The organism is Pseudomonas sp. NFPP24, assembly GCF_900112095.1.
In the GTDB taxonomy this organism is placed as follows: domain Bacteria; phylum Pseudomonadota; class Gammaproteobacteria; order Pseudomonadales; family Pseudomonadaceae; genus Aquipseudomonas; species Aquipseudomonas extremorientalis.
Genome location: NZ_FOKD01000008.1, coordinates 296,647 through 314,717, shown reverse-complemented (window position 1 = coordinate 314,717; position 18,071 = coordinate 296,647). Strand labels below are relative to the sequence as shown.

The following is an 18,071-nucleotide window of genomic DNA, read 5'->3' as shown; positions in this document are numbered from 1 at the left end:
TGCAGCTTGGCCGGCATCCGTTACCATCGCCGCAGTTTTTCAATCAGAGGCCAACATGTACATCTATCGATTGGTCCTGCTGCTGGTCGTCGGGATCTACCTGTTTTCCCCCGCCATCATGGATTGGTGGATCGACGCCACGGGCGCCTGGTATCGCCCTTATCTGCTGTGGCTGATCCTGATCGTCGTGACTTTCATCCTGCAGAGCCAAAAAGATGCCGATGAGCTTTAGCCTCACCCAGATGCTGCTGATCAGCGCCGCCTACCTGGCCGCGCTGTTCGGGGTGGCCTGGATCAGTGAGCGTGGAATGATTCCGCGGGCGATCATTCGCCATCCGCTGACCTACACCTTGTCCCTTGGCGTTTACGCCAGCGCCTGGGCGTTCTATGGCACCGTAGGCCTGGCCTATCAATACGGTTACGGTTTTCTTTCCAGCTACCTCGGGGTGTCCGGTGCGTTTCTGCTGGCACCGGTGCTGCTGTACCCGATACTGAAGATCACCCGCACCTACCAACTGTCCTCCCTGGCCGACCTGTTCGCCTTCCGCTTTCGCAGCACCTGGGCCGGCGCGCTGACCACCATTTTCATGCTGATCGGCGTGCTGCCGTTGCTGGCCCTGCAAATCCAGGCGGTGGCGGACTCCATCAGCATCCTGACCCGCGAACCGGTGCAACATCGGGTGGCCCTGGCCTTCTGCGCGCTGATCACGCTGTTCACGATTTTCTTCGGCTCACGCCATATCGCCACCCGCGAAAAGCACGAGGGCCTGGTGTTCGCGATTGCCTTCGAGTCGGTGATCAAGCTGATCGCCATCGGCGGCGTTGGCCTGTACGCGCTCTACGGCGTGTTCGACGGCCCGCAACAGCTGGAACTGTGGCTGCTGCAGAACCAGACCGCCCTCGCCGCCCTGCATACGCCATTGCAGGAAGGCCCCTGGCGCACACTGCTGCTGGTGTTCTTCGCCTCGGCGATCGTGATGCCGCACATGTACCACATGACCTTTACCGAGAACCTCAACCCGCGCTCGCTGGTCAGCGCCAGCTGGGGTTTGCCGTTGTTCCTGCTGTTGATGAGCCTGGCGGTGCCGCTGATCCTGTGGGCCGGTCTGAAACTGGGGGCCACCACCAATCCTGAGTATTTCACCCTGGGCATCGGCATAGCCGCGAATAGCCCGGCCTTGGCGCTATTGGCGTACGTCGGGGGGCTATCGGCTGCCAGCGGGTTGATCATCGTGACCACCCTGGCTCTCTCGGGGATGGCACTCAACCACCTGGTGTTACCGCTGTATCAACCACCGGCCGAGGGCAATATCTACCGCTGGCTGAAATGGACACGGCGCGCGCTGATCGTCGCGATTATCATGGCCGGCTATGGTTTCTACCTGCTGCTGGGCGCGGGTCAAGACCTGGCCAATCTGGGGATCGTTGCATTTGTCGCCACCTTGCAGTTCCTGCCGGGCGTGCTGTCGGTACTGTATTGGCCGACCGCCAATCGCCGTGGCTTCATCGCCGGGCTGCTGGCGGGGATCCTGGTGTGGGTCGTGACCATGCTGCTGCCGCTGGTCGGCAACCTGCAGGGCTTCTACATCCCGTTGCTGAACATGATCTACGTGCTGGATGACACCAGTTGGCACATGGCCGCGATTGCGTCGCTGGCCGCCAACGTCTTGATGTTCACCCTGATCTCACTGTTTACAAACGCCAGCCCGGAAGAAACCAGCGCCGCCGAAGCCTGCGCGGTGGATAACGTACGCCGTCCGCAACGACGTGAATTGCATGCCGCCTCACCCCAGGAATTCGCCACGCAACTGGCCAAGCCGTTGGGTGCCAAGGCGGCACAGAAGGAAGTCGAGCAGGCGCTGCGCGATCTCTACCTGCCGTTCGATGAGCGCCGCCCGTACGCCCTGCGCCGCCTGCGTGACCGTATCGAAGCCAACCTGTCCGGATTGATGGGGCCGAGCGTGTCCCAGGACATGGTGGAAACCTTCCTGCCCTACAAGGCCGGCGGCGAAAACTACGTAACCGAAGACATCCATTTCATCGAAAGCCGGCTGGAGGACTACCACTCCCGCCTCACAGGCCTGGCCGCCGAACTCGATGCCCTGCGTCGCTACCACCGCCAGACCCTGCAGGAACTCCCGATGGGCGTCTGCTCCCTGGCCAAGGATCAAGAGATCCTGATGTGGAACAAGGCCATGGAAGAACTCACCGGTATCGCGGCGCAACGCGTAGTCGGCTCACGCCTGAATACACTGGGCGAGCCTTGGAAAGAACTGTTGCAAGGCTTCATCAACCTGCCCGACGAACACCTGCACAAGCAGCACCTGGCCCTCGACGGCCAGACCCGCTGGCTCAACCTGCACAAAGCCGCCATCGACGAACCCCTGGCCCCCGGTAACAGTGGTCTGGTGCTGCTGGTGGAAGACCTGACCGAAACCCAGATGCTCGAAGACAAGCTGGTGCACTCCGAGCGCCTGGCCAGTATCGGTCGGTTGGCGGCGGGCGTGGCCCATGAAATCGGCAATCCGATCACCGGTATTGCCTGCCTGGCGCAGAACCTGCGGGAAGAGCGTGAAGACGACGGCGAAATCACCGAAATCAGCGGGCAGATCCTCGAACAGACCAAGCGTGTTTCGCGCATCGTGCAGTCGCTGATGAGCTTTGCCCACGCCGGCGCCCACCAGAACCACGACGAAGCCGTGTGCCTGGCCGAGGTGGCACAGGACGCCATTGGGCTGCTGGCCTTGAACCGGCGCAATTTCGAAGTACAGTTCTTCAATTTATGCGACCCCGACCATTGGGTCGACGGCGACTCCCAACGCCTCGCCCAAGTGCTGATCAACCTGCTGTCCAACGCCCGTGACGCCACCCCGGCCGGCGGTGCGGTGCGCGTCAAGACCGAGGCTTTCGAACATACGGTCGATCTGATCGTCGAAGATGAAGGCAGCGGTATTCCACAGAACATCATGGACCGATTGTTCGAACCCTTCTTCACCACCAAGGACCCAGGTGAAGGTACCGGTCTGGGCCTTGCACTGGTCTATTCCATCGTTGAAGAGCATTATGGACAAATCACCATCGACAGCCCGGCTGACACCGAAAGCCAACGCGGCACCCGTATTCGGGTGACCTTGCCGCGTCATGTCGAAGCGACGTCCGCTGTGAACTGAGACCGTCGAGAGAATTGAATCAATGCCGCACATTTTGATCGTCGAAGACGAAACCATTATCCGCTCTGCCTTGCGTCGCCTGCTTGAACGAAATCAGTACCAGGTCAGCGAAGCCGGCTCGGTGCAGGAAGCCCAGGAGCGGTTCAGCATTCCCACGTTCGACCTGATTGTCAGCGACCTGCGCCTGCCTGGCGCGCCTGGTACCGAGTTGATCAAACTGGGCCAGGGCACTCCGGTGCTGATCATGACCAGCTACGCCAGCCTGCGGTCGGCGGTGGACTCCATGAAGATGGGCGCGGTGGATTACATCGCCAAGCCATTCGACCATGACGAGATGCTCCAGGCGGTGGCCCGTATCCTGCGCGACCGCCAGTCGGCCAGCAGCGCGCCGGCCGAGCAACGACCGGCGAGCAAAACCAATGACAAGCCAGGCGTCGACAACAGCAACGGCGAGATCGGCATCATCGGTTCCTGCCCACCCATGCAGGACCTGTACAGCAAGATCCGCAAAGTCGCGCCCACCGACTCCAATGTATTGATCCAGGGCGAGTCTGGCACCGGTAAAGAACTGGTGGCCCGCGCCCTGCACAACCTGTCCAAGCGTGCCAAGGCGCCGATGATCTCGGTGAACTGCGCGGCGATCCCTGAATCCCTGATCGAGTCCGAACTGTTCGGCCACGAAAAAGGCGCGTTTACCGGCGCCAGCGCCGGGCGTGCGGGCCTGGTGGAAGCGGCGGACGGCGGCACGCTGTTCCTCGACGAAATCGGCGAACTGCCTCTGGAAGCCCAGGCGCGGTTACTGCGCGTGTTGCAGGAAGGCGAGATTCGCCGTGTGGGCTCGGTGCAATCGCAGAAGGTCGATGTTCGACTGATCGCCGCGACCCACCGGGACCTGAAGAGCCTGGCCAAGATCGGCCAGTTCCGTGAAGACTTGTATTACCGCCTGCACGTGATCGCCCTCAAGTTGCCGGCCCTGCGTGAGCGTGGCGCCGACGTCAATGAGATCGCCAACGCGTTCCTGCTGCGCCAGAGCGCGCGCATCAACCGTACCGACCTGAAGTTTGCCCCGGACGCCGAGCAGGCGATTCGCCATTACTCGTGGCCGGGTAACGTGCGGGAGCTGGAAAATGCGGTCGAGCGTGCGGTGATCCTGTCGGAGAGCCCGGAGATTTCCGCCGAGCTGCTGGGTATCGACATTGAGCTGAGCGATCTGGAGGACGACGACTTCATCGGCCTGGCCCCACAACAGGGCGGCGGTAGCAACACCAGCCACGAGCCGACGGAAGATCTGTCACTGGAAGATTACTTCCAGCATTTCGTCCTTGAGCACCAGGACCATATGACCGAGACCGAACTGGCGCGCAAGCTGGGCGTGAGCCGTAAATGCCTGTGGGAACGTCGCCAGCGCCTGGGCATTCCGCGGCGCAAGACCGGCGTGGCCAGCGAGAGTTGAGGGCGCGCCCCCACAGGTAACACCCGCAGATGTGAAAAAACTGTTACCGCGGATATTTCGCGTAACAAAAGCCGGGGCTTACGGTAACGAAGCCCCGGTTTTTTTTGGGCCGTCAAAAGCCCGATACCACCTCAACCCCCCGGTTTTGCTGGGCGGTGCAAAAGTTGGCACGCACCCTGCTATATGCTTAGTACAAAAACAATAACAAGCTTTGTACAAGACAATAAAAATAAGACGAATCGACTCACGCATAACAAAAACAACACGGCGGAGGCGCAGCTAACTGATTCTTTTGGAGAGGCGTTGCATTTGGGGCTTGCCCCGCAACCAGGCCGAGAACAACAAAAACTGCCCTAAGGCAGAGCCTGAACTGGTTGGATCGTAGATCAGCAACACAGCGACCAAAGCAATCCGTTTGCTCTTGACTCCCGATTGGGAGTGTCATGAAGGTGAAGCTTCATGGCGAGGGCGATCAACAAAAACAAGAAGCCCGCAATCCATAATAAAAATAGAGCACGCAACTACTTCTGGGGGAGCTTCGGCTCCCCTTGTAGTTTCCGCCATTTGACCACCCAGCAACCTCTTGAAGCTTTTGGCTTGGGGCTTGCAGCTTGTTCCTACACCATCCCCTGACTAAATGCTAGAATCCCCGCCCATCATGCGGTCATTCTTCGTTATGGCCGAACATTCCTTCAAACAGTGCATCCCATGCTGAAGAAGTTGTTCCAGTCATTCCGTTCTCCCTTGCGTCGTACGCAACACAAACGCAGCACGCCTGAAGTGCTCAACAGCAGCCAGCATTCGCTGCAACGCGCTCAATTCAGCCGTTATGCCGTGAATATCGTCGAACGTTTGCAGAACGCCGGCTACCAGGCTTATCTGGTGGGCGGTTGTGTACGCGACATGCTGCTCAATATCACGCCCAAGGACTTCGACGTCGCCACCAGCGCCACGCCTGAGCAAGTGCGTGCCGAATTTCGCAATGCGCGGATCATCGGCCGGCGTTTCAAGCTGGTGCATATCCACTTCGGTCGCGAAATCATCGAAGTTGCGACGTTTCGCGCCGGCCACCCGCAAAACGATGAAGAGGAAGACACCAATCAGTCCTCCCGCAACGAAAGCGGGCGCATCCTGCGTGACAACGTCTACGGTACCCTCGAGGAAGACGCGCAGCGCCGCGACTTCACCATCAATGCCTTGTATTACGATCCGGTCAGCGAGCGCATTCTCGATTACGCCAATGGCGTACACGATATCCGCAACAACCTGATCCGCCTGATCGGTGACCCGGTCCAGCGCTACCAGGAAGACCCGGTGCGCATGCTGCGTGCGGTGCGTTTTGCCGCCAAGCTCAACTTCGGCATCGAGAAACACACCGCCGCGCCGATTCGCGAACTGGCACCGATGCTGCGGGAGATCCCTTCGGCGCGCCTGTTCGAAGAAGTGTTGAAGCTGTTCCTCTCGGGCTACGCCGCCGACACCTTCGAAATGCTCGTCGACCTGCAGTTGTTCGACCCACTGTTCCCGGCCAGCGCCGAGGCGCTGGAATACAACCCGACGTACACCCACACCCTGATCAGCGAAGCACTGATCAACACCGACCTGCGCATCAAGCAGAACAAACCAGTCACCCCGGCGTTTCTGTTTGCCGCCCTGTTGTGGCCGGCCCTGCCCAAGCGCGTGCTGCGCCTGCAGGAGCGTGGCATGCCGCCGATCCCGGCCATGCAGGAAGCCGCCCATGAGCTGATCGCCGAGCAGTGCCAGCGCATCGCCATTCCAAAACGGTTCACCATACCGATCCGTGAGATCTGGGACATGCAGGAGCGCCTGCCACGCCGCAGTGGCAAACGTGCCGACCTGTTGCTGGACAACCCGCGTTTCCGCGCCGGCTACGACTTCCTGTTGTTGCGTGAAAGCGCCGGCGAGCAGACCGACGGCCTGGGCGAATGGTGGACCGACTACCAGGACGCCAATGACAGCGAACGCCGCGACATGATCCGTGACCTCGGCAGCAAAGGCGATGGCGAAGGCGCCGGGCCGAAGAAGCGTCGCCGTAGCAGCAGCAAGCGCAAGCGCAGCGCGGCCGACGCCTCGGGCGAATAAGCGTGGAACGCATCTACATCGGCATGGGCAGCAACCTGGCGGCCCCGGATCAGCAATTGCGCAGCGCTATCGAAGCACTGGCGCAATTGCCCGGCACGCACGTCGCCGGTGTCTCTGCCTTCTATCAAAGTGACTCCCTGCTCCCGGGCCAACCGCGCTATACCAATGCAGTGGCTGCCCTTGACAGTAACCTCGCCCCTCTTGAGCTGCTGGATGCGCTGCAAGCCATCGAGAATGACCAGGGCCGCGAACGCCTCGAGCGCTGGGGCCCGCGCACGCTTGACCTGGACATCCTGCTGTTTGGCGATCGCCTGATCGACGAACCGCGTCTCAAGGTGCCGCACTACCAGATGCACCTGAGGGCTTTTGTGCTGTACCCGTTGGCCGAACTGGCGCCCGCCAGCCTGGCGTTACCCGATGGCCAAACCCTCAACGAACTGCTTGAAGCCTGCCCGTTTGTCGGTCTTGAACGGCTCACCGTTGCTGAATCGCGTCAGTAACAGCGGTAACACCGTCATCGTAACAATGCGGTAACACATCCAATTGACTTCCCGTGTCCTCCTCACGACTATAGGCGTCCCGCTGCCGCCAACCCGGCGCTGAAGGGCGCAATCCAGGCCTTATAAGCACTGCTCTCAAGACAGTGCGCCTGTATAAACGAAGACTCACGCGCGTTACTCGCTGTTTCCAAGCGCCTGAACGAGGACCCTTTTCATGCCAGACATTACCCTGACCACCTTGCAGAGCCTCAAGCTCAAAGGTGAAAAAATCGCCATGCTGACCTGCTACGACGCCACGTTCGCCCACGCCAGTTGCCAGGCCGGGGTTGAAGTGCTGCTGGTGGGCGACTCCCTGGGCATGGTTCTTCAAGGGAATGACAGCACCCTGCCCGTCACCACCGATGAACTTGCGTACCACACCGCCAGCGTCAAGCGCGGTAACGATGGCGCCTTCATCATCGCCGACCTGCCGTTCATGGGTTACGCGACGCTCGAACAAACCTTCCAGAATGCCGGCAAGCTGATGCAAGCCGGCGCGCACATGATCAAAATTGAAGGCGCGTTATGGCTCGCCGAGTCGATCCGCCTGCTCGCGGAACGCGGCGTGCCGGTGTGTGTGCACATGGGACTGACGCCGCAGTCCGTGAACATCCTTGGCGGCTATAAGGTCCAGGGCCGGAATGAGGCCCAGGCGCGCCAGATGCGTGCGGACGCCATCGCCCTGGAACAGGCCGGCGCGGCCATGATCCTGCTCGAATGTGTGCCGAGCGAGTTGGCGGCAGAAATCACCCAGGCCGTGAAAGTGCCAGTAATTGGTATCGGCGCAGGTTCGGCCACCGATGGCCAGGTGCTGGTGCTGCACGACATGCTCGGCCTGTCGATCAGCGGTCGTGTGCCGAAGTTCGTGAAGAACTTCATGACTGGCCAGACCAGCATCCATGACGCCTTGAGCGCCTACGTCGCCGAAGTCAAAGGCGTGACCTTCCCGGCCGCCGAACATGGGTTCTCTGCATGAACACCGTTAAAACCGTACGTGAACTGCGGGCCGCCGTAACCCATGCCCGCAGCGCCGGCAAGCGTATCGGCTTTGTGCCGACCATGGGCAACCTGCACAGCGGCCACGCCACCCTGGTGACCAAGGCCGCCCAGCAGGCGGATTTCGTGGTCGCCAGCATCTTCGTCAACCCGCTGCAATTTGGCGCCGGCGAAGACCTGGACAAATACCCCCGCACCCTGGCCGCCGATCAGGAAAAGTTGCTGCAAGCCGGCTGCAACCTGCTGTTCGCACCTACCGTCGAGGAAATGTACCCAGGCGGCATGACCGGCCAGACCCGTGTCAGCGTGCCGCAACTGTCCGAAGGCCTGTGTGGCGCCAGCCGTCCCGGGCATTTCGAAGGCGTGGCGACGGTGGTCAGCAAGCTGTTCAACATGGTGCAGCCGGACATGGCCGTGTTTGGCCAGAAGGATTACCAGCAACTGGCCGTGATCCGCGCCATGGTGCATGACCTGAACATGCCGATCCAGATCATCGGCGAGCCCACCGTGCGCGCCGACGACGGCCTGGCGCTGTCGTCGCGCAACGGCTACCTCAGCGACGAACAGCGCGCCATTGCGCCGGTGCTGTACCGCAGCCTCAGCCAGATAGGCGCTGCTATCAAGGCCGGTGACCATGACTTCGCCAAGCTGCGCGCCGAACAGGTCCGCCAGATCGAAGCCGCCGGGCTGCGCCTGGACTACCTCGAAGTGCGCCAAGGCGTGCATTTGCGCCCGGCCACGGCCGAAGACCGGGATATCGTGATCCTGGTCGCCGCCTACTTGGGGGCCACCCGTCTCATCGATAACCTGCATCTGATCCTCGACTGACCCTTCCAGTTGCCCTCCTCACTGCGTAAATAAAAAGTGCCGGTATAAAAAAGTACCGGCCTTAGCGCAGACAAAGCCAAGACATATCGACACGCTAGGTTTAATGTAATCGCCCTGCGCTATGGTTAGCGCTGTCTGGAACCCATTGCTTGATCAAAGACTGGATGTTCCAGGCAAATAAGTGTCCTAAAGGCAGTCCCCGTAATAAAAGGAAACCCGCAGCGATGGCGTACTACCGCACCCCTCATGACGTTACCGCTCTGCCCGCCTGGCAAGCGCTCAATCAACATCGCCAAGCCATGCAGGATTTCAGCATGCGCGAAGCGTTCAATGCCGATCCTCAGCGTTTTTCCCAGTTCACCTTGAGCAGCTGCGGACTTTTCCTCGATTACTCGAAAAACCTGATCACCGGCGAAACCCGTGACCTGCTGGTAAACCTCGCCAAAGAGGTCCACCTCAAGGAAGCGATTGACGCGCTGTACAAAGGCGAACCAGTCAACTCGTCGGAAGGCCGCCCAGCGCTGCACACCGCACTGCGCCGTCCGGTGGGTGACAAGCTGTCGGTCAACGGCGTGAACATCATGCCGGACGTGCACAAAGTGCTGAACCAGATCACCGACCTGGTCGGCCGCATCCACGACGGCCTGTGGCGTGGCTACACCGAGAAGCCGATCACCGACGTGGTGAACATCGGTATCGGTGGCTCGTTCCTCGGCCCGGAGCTGGTCTCCGAAGCGCTGCTGTCCTACGCCCACAAAGGCGTGCGCTGCCACTACCTGGCGAACATCGACGGCAGCGAGTTCCACGAGCTGACCCTGAAGCTGCGCGCCGAGACCACGCTGTTCATCGTCTCGTCGAAATCCTTCAACACCCTCGAAACCCTGAAAAACGCCCAGGCCGCCCGTGCCTGGTACCTGGCCCAGGGTGGCTCGGAAGCCGAGCTGTATCGCCACTTCATCGCCGTGTCGAGCAACAACGCGGCGGCCGTGGCCTTCGGAATTCGCGAAGAAAACATCTTCCCGATGTGGGATTGGGTCGGCGGCCGTTACTCGCTATGGTCGGCCATCGGCTTGCCGATCGCCCTGGCCATCGGCATGTCCAACTTCAAGGAACTGCTGTCCGGTGCCTACACCATGGACCAGCATTTCCAGAACGCCCCGTTCGAACAGAACATGCCGGTGCTGCTGGGCTTGCTGGGCGTGTGGTACGGCAACTTCTGGGGCGCGCAGAGCCACGCGATCCTGCCGTACGACCACTACCTGCGTAACATCACCAAACACTTGCAACAGCTGGACATGGAATCCAACGGCAAGAGCGTGCGCCAGGACGGTACGCCCGTCGCTACCGATACCGGCCCGGTGATCTGGGGCGGCGTTGGCTGCAACGGCCAGCACGCTTACCACCAGTTGCTGCACCAGGGTACCCAACTGATCCCGGCCGACTTTATCGTGCCGATCGTCAGCTTCAACCCGGTGTCCGACCACCATCAATGGCTGTACGCCAACTGCCTGTCCCAGAGCCAGGCGCTGATGCTCGGCAAGACCCGCGCCGAAGCGGAAGCCGAGCTGCGCGACAAAGGTATCCCGGAAGACGAAGTGCAGAAGCTGGCACCGCACAAGGTGATTCCGGGCAACCGCCCGAGCAACACCCTCGTGGTCGAACGCATCAGCCCGCGTCGCCTGGGTGCCCTGGTAGCCATGTATGAGCACAAAGTGTTCGTACAGAGCGTGATTTGGGGTATCAACGCCTTCGACCAATGGGGTGTGGAGCTGGGCAAGGAGCTGGGCAAGGGCGTCTACAACCGCCTGACCGGCGCCGAAGAGACCTCGGCCGAGGACGCTTCGACCCAGGGCCTGATCAATTACTTCCGCGGTCGTCACCGCGGCTGATCCAGTTTTTGCAAGGCCAACGTCCATTTGGAGGTTGGCCTTGAACCCTACCCCTGCCGGGTGCATCTTTATGACTTGTCGCAAAAACAAGAATAAGGATCGCTCATGTTCGATATCAGCACGTTCCCCACCGCCGATGCCGTCCGCCGGGCTGCGCAACTCAGTCAAGAGGACTATCAGCGCCTCTACCGCCAATCCATCGAACAGCCGGATACCTTCTGGGCTGAACAGGCCGAGCACTTTCTCGACTGGATAACCCCCTGGCACACCGTTCAACGCTCAGACATCCACACCGGCGCCGCCCAATGGTTTGCCGGTGGTCAACTCAACGTCAGCTACAACTGCATCGACCGTCACCTGGCGCAACGCGCTGATCAGCCGGCCTTCATCTGGGAAGGCGATGATCCGACAAAATCTTCAAAAATCACCTACCTCCAACTGCACCAGAACGTCAGCCGCCTGGCCAATGTGCTGAAAAGCCGTGGCGTGAAGAAAGGCGACCGGGTATGCATCTACATGCCGATGATCCCGGAGGCCGCCTACGCCATGCTCGCCTGCACACGGATTGGCGCGGTGCACTCCGTGGTGTTTGGTGGTTTCTCGCCGGATGCCTTGCGTGACCGTATTCTCGATGCCGACTGCCGCACGGTGATCACCGCAGACGAAGGCGTGCGCGGCGGCAAGCCCGTTGCACTGAAGCAGAATGTCGACAAGGCCCTGGCCAGTTGTCCGAATGTGAGCACGGTGCTGGTAGTGGAGCGCACCGGAGCGACCGTTGGCTGGAGCGAAGGTCGCGACCTCAAGTATCAACAAGCCCTGGATGCGGCCAGCAGCGACTGCCCGCCCGAGCCGATGGACGCCGAAGACCCGCTCTTCATCCTCTACACCTCCGGCAGTACCGGCAAACCCAAGGGCGTGCTGCACACCACCGGCGGCTATCTGCTGCAAGCGGCGATGACCTTCAAGTACGTGCTCGATTACCGCGACGGTGAAGTGTTCTGGTGCACCGCCGATGTGGGCTGGGTCACCGGCCACAGTTACATCGTGTACGGCCCGCTGGCCAATGGCGCGACCTCGCTGATGTTCGAGGGCGTGCCGAGCTATCCGGACAGTTCGCGCTTCTGGCAGGTGATCGACAAGCACCAGGTCAACATCTTCTACACCGCGCCCACCGCCCTGCGCGCGCTGATGCGCGAAGGCCACGGCCCGCTGGAAAACACCTCGCGCGCCAGCCTGCGCCTGCTGGGCAGCGTCGGCGAACCGATCAACCCGGAGGCCTGGGACTGGTACTTCAATGCCGTGGGCGAACAGCGCTGCCCGATTGTGGATACCTGGTGGCAGACCGAGACCGGCGGCATCATGCTCAGCCCACTGGTCAGCGCCCAGCGAATCAAGCCAGGGTGCGCGACCCAGCCAATGTTCGGCGTAAAGCCGGTACTCCTCGATGAACACGGCAAGGAATTCAGCGGCGCCGGCAGTGGCGTACTGGCGATCAAAGCCAGCTGGCCGGGGCAGATCCGCAGTGTGTACGGCGATCCGCAGCGCATGGTCGACACCTACTTCAAACCCTACCCCGGCTACTACTTCACCGGTGACGGCGCACGCCGCGATGAAGACGGCGATTATTGGATCACCGGGCGCATCGACGATGTGATCAACGTGTCAGGCCATCGCATCGGCACTGCCGAGGTAGAAAGCGCCCTGGTGCTGCACGACCAGGTGGCCGAGGCCGCCGTGGTGGGCTATCCCCATGATGTCAAAGGCCAGGGCATCTATGCCTTTGTCACCCCCATGAATGGCGTGGAACCCAGCGATGCGTTAAAAAAACACCTGCTGGATCTGGTCAGCAAAGAAATTGGCAGCTTCGCCAAGCCGGAACTGATCCAATGGGCCCCGGCCTTGCCGAAAACCCGTTCCGGCAAAATCATGCGCAGGATCTTGCGCAAGATTGCCTGCAACGAACTGGACAGCCTGGGTGATACCTCGACCCTGGCCGATCCGAGCGTGGTCGACGGTTTGATCGACAAACGCCTGAACCGATAGGAAACCCCACGTCGCCATGGAATTTATCCGCAGCCGTATCGAAACCCAGTTGATGAGCCTGACCGGCCTGTCGCTGGGCCAACTGGACCTGGAAAACCCCAAGGGCGACCCAGGCTTGTTCGGGCCCGACTCGGTGAGTTGGCAAGTGCATGGCGACTTCAGCAGTATGCTCATCGGCGGCATCAGCGCCTTGATGCTGCAAGCCTTGCATCCGTTGGCCCTGGCGGGCGTGTGGGACCATTCCAACTTTCGCCAGGACATGCTTGGGCGCTTGCGGCGGACCTCGCAGTTCATTTCGGGCACGACGTTCGGCTCGCGCAGAGACGCCGAATGGCTGATCGAAAAAGTCCGCACCATTCACTTGCAGGTGGTCGGCCACGCCCCGGATGGCCGGCCTTATGCGGCCAGCGACCCGGAATTGCTGACCTGGGTGCATGTGGCGGAGGTCAGTCACTTCCTGGCCGCTCACTTGCGTTATTGCAACCCGCACCTGTCCGGTCGCGACCAGGACCGTTACTACAGTGAAATTGCCTTGGTCGCTGAACAGCTGGGTGCGCGGCATGTTCCGCGTTCTCGGCAGGACGTTTCGGATTATCTGGCTCGCATCCGCCCGCAATTGCTGTGCGACGATCGCAGCCGCGAAGTACTGCGGCTACTGCTGAATGCTCCCTCCCCCAGCCTGCTGGCCAAGCCATTTGGCAGCTTGATGATGCGCGCCGGGATCGACCTGCTGCCGGATTGGGCCAGCGCGATGCTCGACCAGCACCAGAGCCCGCTGCAACGTCAGATGATCCGTGCTGGCGTCAAACGCAGTGCCCCGATGTTGCGCTGGGCGATGCGCAATGGCTCTGTGCAACGCGCCCATCGCCGGATGGGGTTGATGTAGGCGACGGCGCATAGCTGTTAAACTTCGCGCCCTCAATTCCCCAGCAAGGCGCGCTCCATGTCTCCCTTGAATCAGGCGCTGCGCGCCGCCCTCGATCATCGCCAAGACCTGATCAGCGAGTTGCACGCACAGGGCACCGACTGTTACCGGCTGTTCCATGGCAGCCAGGAAGGCGCCGGGGGCCTGACCATCGACCGCTACGGCCCGCAGTTGCTGGTGCAGAGTTTCCACCAATCCCTGGAAACCGCCGACCTGCTGGACCTGCATCAACAGGTCAACCAGTACATGGGCCTGGAGTTGTTGCTGGTGTACAACGATCGCGCCCGTGGCAATTCGCGCATCGACCGCGAAGACACGGTGTATCGCGCCGAACCCGCCGCACTGCAGGACCTGGTTGGCCACGAGTGGGGCCTCAGTTACCGCGTGCGTGGGCGGCATGCCGGGCAGGACCCGCTGCTGTTCCTCGACCTGCGTAACACCCGCGGCTGGGTCAAGGCCAACAGCGCCGGAAAAAGCGTGCTCAACCTGTTCGCCTACACCTGCGGCGTGGGCCTGAGCGCAGCCGCCGGTGGCGCCCGCGAGGTGTGCAACCTGGACTTTGCCGAGGGCAACCTGGCGGTCGGTCGCGAAAACGGCTTGCTGAACCCGCAATTGCCGAGCATGGAGTTCGTACAGTCCGACTACTTCCCGGCGATTCGCCAATTGGCAGGCCTGCCGATCACCCAGCGCCGTGGGCAAAAGCTGCCGAGTTATCCGCGCCTGGAGCAACGTCAATACGACCTGGTGCTGCTGGATCCACCGGCCTGGGCCAAGAGCGCGTTCGGCACCGTCGACCTGCTGCGCGACTACCAGAGCCTGCTCAAGCCAGCCCTGCTGGCCACCGCTGACAATGGCGTGCTGATCTGCTGCAACAACCTGGCGAAAGTCAGCATGGAGGATTGGCGCGAACAGGTGCTGCGCTGCGCGGAAAAAGCCGGGCGCCCGGTGCGTGACTGGAAAATCATGACGCCTGGAGCGGACTTCCCGTCCCAGGATCAGCAACCGCCCCTGAAAACCCTGCTACTCCAACTGTAAGACGTTTCTCAAAGGCCCTTGCTCTTCGGAACCGAAAACCCGTGCCATACTCCAAGGCACTCCTGTTTGACATAGATGGCGCCGCCCCATGCCCAAAGGATTGATTCGCGCCGCTGGCGCCTTGTTGACCGCCCTTGCCCTGTACAGCTTGCTGGGCTTTTTGATTCTCCCCGGCATCGCCCTTCGCATCGCCAACCAGCAGTTGGCCAATTACGCCACGGTGCCAGCGCGGATCGAGCGAATCGAGCTCAACCCGTTCAGCCTGGAACTGACCCTGTGGGGCCTGAAGATCGGTGAACCCGGCAAGGAACAAGTCGGGTTCGAACGCCTCTACGCCAACCTGCAGATCGACAGCCTCTGGACCCGCGCCCTGCACCTGGCCGATATACAGCTGGACAAGCCCAAGACCGAGCTGCTGTTCGACAAGTCCGGCCAACTCAACCTGGCGCAGTTGTTCAAACTGCCGCCCAGCGAGCCAACACCGACCAATCCGGATGCCAAACCGTTCCCTCTGCGTATCGACAGCATCAAGCTGGCCGGCGGCTATGTGCATTTCGAAGACTTGCGCCCCAGCGAGCCCATCGAATTCCTCTACGACACACTCGACTTCGAGCTGAAGAACCTCAGCACCCTGCCCGAAGACAATGCCGACATGACCCTGGTCGCAGCCGGCCCCGCAGGTGGACAGATCGACTGGAAAGGCAATTTCAGCCTGGTGCCGATCACTTCCGAAGGCACGTTGAAGGTCACCAACGGCAAGATGAAAGCCTGGTGGCCCTACGTACGTGACGCGCTGCCACTGGTGCTTGAAGACGGCGTGCTCAACTTCAGCACCGAGTACAAATTCAGCCTGGCCAAAGAGACCGAGCTGAACCTGACCAACACCGCCGCCAGCATCGCGCCCTTTGCCATCAAGGCACCGGACGGCCGCCCATTGGTGCGCCTGGAGCGCCTGGACGTCAGCGAGACCACGGTGGACCTGGCCAAGCAGCAAGTGGTGGTCGGCAAGATCCGCAGTAACAAACTGGAGACCTGGGCAGCCCTTGAGGCTGACGGGCAATTGGACTGGCAGAAACTGTTCGCCAGCCAGCCGAGCAAACCGGCCAAGGCGCCCGAAGCGAAAAACGCACCCGCCACCGCCGACTCGCCAAAAGCCGAACCCGCCGCGCCAAGCAAACCGTGGCAAGTGCTGCTCAAGGACGTGCAACTGCGTAACTACCAGGTGCACCTGGCCGATCGACAGGCCAAGCCAGCAGTAGCGCTGGAACTCGGCCCGTTGAACGTCGACATGCAGAATTTCGACAGCCTCAACCGGAGCCCGTTTACCGTGAAGGTCGACTCCGGCGTGGGCAAGCAAGGCAAGCTCCAGGCGACCGGCGAGGTCAACCTCGACCCGGTCAGTGCCAGGCTGAAAGTGAATACCCAGGACATCGACCTGCGGGTGGCCCAGTCCTACATCAGCCCGTTCATTCGCCTGGAACTGCGCAGCGGTATGCTCGGCAGCAATCTTGATGTGAACCTCAAAAGCACCGATCCGCTGAAGTTGCAGGTCACCGGCCGGGCTCAGGTCGATCAATTGCACACCCTGGATACCCTCAAGACCCGCGACTTTCTCAAATGGCAGCGCCTGGTGCTCGAAGGCGTGAACTACCAGCACGGCGACAGCCTGTCGATCGACAAGGTCAACCTGCTGCAGCCGTATGCGCGCTTCATGATCAACGACGACCGAACCACCAACGTGGATGACCTGCTGATTCCACAAGCGCCCGACAAAGGTTCCAAACCCGCCAGCAAGGACAAGCCCCTGGGCATCCGCATCGGGCAGATTGCGATTAATGACGGCTCGGCCAATTTTGCCGATTTCAGCCTTACCCCCAACTTCGCCACCGCGATTCAACAGCTCAACGGTCAGATCGGCACTATCGACAGTCGGCAGGCCAAACCGGCCAGCGTCGATATCAAGGGCAAGGTTGATCGCTATGCGCCAGTGACTATCAAGGGCAGCGTGAACCCGTTCGACCCGATGGCGGCGCTGGACATTGCGACCAGCTTCAAGCGTGTCGAACTGACCACCCTGACGCCTTACTCCGGCAAGTTCGCTGGCTTCCGTATCCGCAAGGGACGACTGAACCTCGACCTGCACTACGTAATCACCAAAGGCCAGTTGAAGGCCGAGAACAAGGTGGTGGTTGAGCAATTGCAATTGGGCGAGAAAGTCGACAGCGCCGATGCCGTGGACTTGCCGATTCGCCTGGCCGTCGCTTTGCTCAAGGACAGTGATGGCAAGATCTCCATCGAATTGCCGGTAACCGGTGACTTGAACAACCCGCAATTCAGCGTGATGCCGATCGTATGGCAGACCCTGCGTAACCTCGTGGTACGCGCGGCAACGGCGCCTTTCAAGTTTATCGGTGGGTTGGTGACCGGTGGCGGCTCGGAAGATCTCGGTAATGTGTCGTTCGCCGCCGGTTCCAGCGAGTTGAACAAGGATGCCGAAAGCGCCTTGAACACACTGGCCAAAGCGCTGAAAGAGCGTCCTACCCTGCGCCTGGAAATCGAAGGCACCGCCGCAGCCAGCAGCGATGGGCCATTCCTTGCGGCCCAGCGGCTAGAGCGTGAATACCAGTACAACTACTACAAGATTCTTCAACGTCGCGGTGACAAAGTACCCGCCCAGGCGTCGTTGCTCGTCGTACCCGAGAAGGAAAAAGCCCCCTTGCTGGAAGGCATCTACCGCACCCGCCTGAAACAACAACCGCCGGCCGAATGGAAGGACCTGAGCAGCGATGAGCGCAGCGTGAAGCTTCGCGACGGCGTGATCAAATTCTGGAGTGGCAGCGACGTACTGCTACGCCAACTTGGCCAGGACCGTGCCAGCACCATCAAGGATTACCTGGTGGATAAAGGCCAATTGGAAGATGACCGGGTGTACTTCATTGATGCCAATCTGGGCCAGGCGGAGAAAGATGGTCGCGTCATTACGCCAATGCACCTGGATGCCGAATAATCCCTGTAGGAACCGCCCACAATAGAACAGGCCCCGACACAAGTGCCGGGGCCTGTAATGACCACATCCGTGTGGTCGGTCGC

Annotated in this window: 12 protein-coding genes; all 12 read left to right on the top strand. The window is 60.9% G+C overall.

Going from position 1 to position 18,071, the window contains the following annotated elements; translation table 11 throughout:
* The first annotated feature begins 55 nt into the window (after positions 1-55).
* Positions 56-232 carry a hypothetical protein gene (locus tag BM026_RS19435; RefSeq protein ID WP_003176118.1) on the top strand — a complete coding sequence of 59 codons (177 nt, stop codon included), beginning with the start codon at positions 56-58 and terminating at the stop codon, positions 230-232.
* Positions 216-3,170, top strand: a complete 2,955-nt coding sequence (locus BM026_RS19430; protein ID WP_166794333.1) for a sensor histidine kinase — start codon at positions 216-218, stop codon at positions 3,168-3,170. Before BM026_RS19435 ends, BM026_RS19430 begins: the two co-directional genes overlap by 17 nt.
* Positions 3,171-3,192: 22 nt before the next feature.
* Entirely contained in the window at positions 3,193-4,623 is a 1,431-nt protein-coding gene (locus tag BM026_RS19425; RefSeq protein WP_092248406.1) for a sigma-54-dependent transcriptional regulator, read from the top strand.
* 708 nt (positions 4,624-5,331) lie between these two features.
* Positions 5,332-6,726, top strand: a complete 1,395-nt coding sequence (locus tag BM026_RS19420; RefSeq protein ID WP_071490008.1) for a polynucleotide adenylyltransferase PcnB — start codon at positions 5,332-5,334, stop codon at positions 6,724-6,726.
* A 2-nt stretch (positions 6,727-6,728) separates the two neighbouring features.
* On the top strand, positions 6,729-7,226 hold the full coding sequence (gene folK, locus BM026_RS19415; protein WP_092248403.1) for a 2-amino-4-hydroxy-6-hydroxymethyldihydropteridine diphosphokinase: 498 nt from the start codon (positions 6,729-6,731) through the stop codon (positions 7,224-7,226).
* A gap of 214 nt (positions 7,227-7,440) precedes the next feature.
* Positions 7,441-8,241 (top strand): 3-methyl-2-oxobutanoate hydroxymethyltransferase, encoded by an 801-nt coding sequence (gene panB, locus BM026_RS19410; RefSeq protein ID WP_093514393.1) that lies wholly within the window; start codon positions 7,441-7,443, stop codon positions 8,239-8,241.
* Positions 8,238-9,089, top strand: a complete 852-nt coding sequence (panC, locus tag BM026_RS19405) for a pantoate--beta-alanine ligase (protein ID WP_092248396.1) — start codon at positions 8,238-8,240, stop codon at positions 9,087-9,089. Before panB ends, panC begins: the two co-directional genes overlap by 4 nt.
* A 224-nt stretch (positions 9,090-9,313) precedes the next feature.
* Complete coding sequence (gene pgi, locus BM026_RS19400; RefSeq protein ID WP_071490004.1) at positions 9,314-10,978, top strand: glucose-6-phosphate isomerase; 1,665 nt, start codon at positions 9,314-9,316, stop codon at positions 10,976-10,978.
* 105 nt (positions 10,979-11,083) lie between these two features.
* Positions 11,084-13,021 (top strand): acetate--CoA ligase, encoded by a 1,938-nt coding sequence (gene acs / locus BM026_RS19395; RefSeq protein WP_093529761.1) that lies wholly within the window; start codon positions 11,084-11,086, stop codon positions 13,019-13,021.
* Between the two features lie 16 nt (positions 13,022-13,037).
* Entirely contained in the window at positions 13,038-13,907 is an 870-nt protein-coding gene (locus BM026_RS19390; RefSeq protein WP_071490002.1) for an oxygenase MpaB family protein, read from the top strand.
* 57 nt (positions 13,908-13,964) lie between these two features.
* Positions 13,965-14,981 (top strand): class I SAM-dependent rRNA methyltransferase, encoded by a 1,017-nt coding sequence (locus tag BM026_RS19385; RefSeq protein ID WP_092248390.1) that lies wholly within the window; start codon positions 13,965-13,967, stop codon positions 14,979-14,981.
* An 88-nt stretch (positions 14,982-15,069) separates the two neighbouring features.
* Entirely contained in the window at positions 15,070-17,988 is a 2,919-nt protein-coding gene (locus tag BM026_RS19380; RefSeq protein WP_093529759.1) for a DUF748 domain-containing protein, read from the top strand.
* Positions 17,989-18,071: the final 83 nt, after the last annotated feature.

Coding starts and splice junctions, on each gene's coding strand:
- BM026_RS19435 (WP_003176118.1), top strand. CDS start 56: ATGTACATCTATCGATTGGTCCTGCTGCTGGTCGTCGGGATCTACCTG.
- BM026_RS19430 (WP_166794333.1), top strand. CDS start 216: ATGCCGATGAGCTTTAGCCTCACCCAGATGCTGCTGATCAGCGCCGCC.
- BM026_RS19425 (WP_092248406.1), top strand. CDS start 3,193: ATGCCGCACATTTTGATCGTCGAAGACGAAACCATTATCCGCTCTGCC.
- BM026_RS19420 (WP_071490008.1), top strand. CDS start 5,332: ATGCTGAAGAAGTTGTTCCAGTCATTCCGTTCTCCCTTGCGTCGTACG.
- panB (WP_093514393.1), top strand. CDS start 7,441: ATGCCAGACATTACCCTGACCACCTTGCAGAGCCTCAAGCTCAAAGGT.
- panC (WP_092248396.1), top strand. CDS start 8,238: ATGAACACCGTTAAAACCGTACGTGAACTGCGGGCCGCCGTAACCCAT.
- pgi (WP_071490004.1), top strand. CDS start 9,314: ATGGCGTACTACCGCACCCCTCATGACGTTACCGCTCTGCCCGCCTGG.
- acs (WP_093529761.1), top strand. CDS start 11,084: ATGTTCGATATCAGCACGTTCCCCACCGCCGATGCCGTCCGCCGGGCT.
- BM026_RS19390 (WP_071490002.1), top strand. CDS start 13,038: ATGGAATTTATCCGCAGCCGTATCGAAACCCAGTTGATGAGCCTGACC.
- BM026_RS19385 (WP_092248390.1), top strand. CDS start 13,965: ATGTCTCCCTTGAATCAGGCGCTGCGCGCCGCCCTCGATCATCGCCAA.
- BM026_RS19380 (WP_093529759.1), top strand. CDS start 15,070: ATGCCCAAAGGATTGATTCGCGCCGCTGGCGCCTTGTTGACCGCCCTT.